The following is a 1,386-nucleotide window of genomic DNA, read 5'->3' on the forward strand; positions in this document are numbered from 1 at the left end:
GCAAAGGCCATTTCTACTATCGCGGAGTCAAAACGATTTCCGCTGCACGAAATGCGCGATGATGTCGCATTCCAGATTATCAATGATGAATTATATCTTGATGGCAACGCTCGTCAGAACCTGGCCACTTTCTGCCAGACCTGGGACGACGAAAACGTCCATAAATTGATGGATTTGTCGATCAATAAAAACTGGATCGACAAAGAAGAATATCCGCAATCCGCAGCCATCGACCTGCGTTGCGTAAATATGGTTGCCGATCTGTGGCATGCGCCTGCGCCGAAAAATGGTCAGGCCGTTGGCACCAACACCATTGGTTCTTCCGAGGCCTGTATGCTCGGCGGGATGGCGATGAAATGGCGTTGGCGCAAGCGTATGGAAGCTGCAGGCAAACCAACGGATAAACCAAACCTGGTGTGCGGTCCGGTACAAATCTGCTGGCATAAATTCGCCCGCTACTGGGATGTGGAGCTGCGTGAGATCCCTATGCGCCCCGGTCAGTTGTTTATGGACCCGAAACGCATGATTGAAGCCTGTGACGAAAACACCATCGGCGTGGTGCCGACTTTCGGCGTGACCTACACCGGTAACTATGAGTTCCCACAACCGCTGCACGATGCGCTGGATAAATTCCAGGCCGACACCGGTATCGACATCGACATGCACATCGACGCTGCCAGCGGTGGCTTCCTGGCACCGTTCGTCGCCCCGGATATCGTCTGGGACTTCCGCCTGCCGCGTGTGAAATCGATCAGTGCTTCAGGCCATAAATTCGGTCTGGCTCCGCTGGGCTGCGGCTGGGTTATCTGGCGTGACGAAGAAGCGCTGCCGCAGGAACTGGTGTTCAACGTTGACTACCTGGGTGGTCAAATTGGTACTTTTGCCATCAACTTCTCCCGCCCGGCGGGTCAGGTAATTGCACAGTACTATGAATTCCTGCGCCTCGGTCGTGAAGGCTATACCAAAGTACAGAACGCCTCTTACCAGGTTGCCGCTTATCTGGCGGATGAAATCGCCAAACTGGGGCCGTATGAGTTCATCTGTACGGGTCGCCCGGACGAAGGCATCCCGGCGGTTTGCTTCAAACTGAAAGATGGTGAAGATCCGGGATACACCCTGTACGACCTCTCTGAACGTCTGCGTCTGCGCGGCTGGCAGGTTCCGGCCTTCACTCTCGGCGGTGAAGCCACCGACATCGTGGTGATGCGCATTATGTGTCGTCGCGGCTTCGAAATGGACTTTGCTGAACTGTTGCTGGAAGACTACAAAGCCTCCCTGAAATATCTCAGTGATCACCCGAAACTGCAGGGTATTGCCCAACAGAACAGCTTTAAACATACCTGATAACGTTTAACGGTAACGGTGTCCCGAAACGAACCCGTTTCG

At 54.0% G+C, this 1,386-nt stretch carries 1 protein-coding gene; it reads left to right on the forward strand.

Annotated features, from left to right (window positions below; all coding sequences use genetic code 11):
• Window positions 1-1,344 (forward strand): glutamate decarboxylase (locus tag R7Z41_RS23800; RefSeq protein ID WP_263515626.1); only part of this gene is annotated, 1,344 nt, incomplete at its 5' end.
• Between the last annotated feature and the right edge of the window lie 42 nt (window positions 1,345-1,386).

This window comes from Vibrio sp. 1457 (assembly GCF_033340195.1).
In the GTDB taxonomy this organism is placed as follows: domain Bacteria; phylum Pseudomonadota; class Gammaproteobacteria; order Enterobacterales; family Vibrionaceae; genus Vibrio; species Vibrio alginolyticus.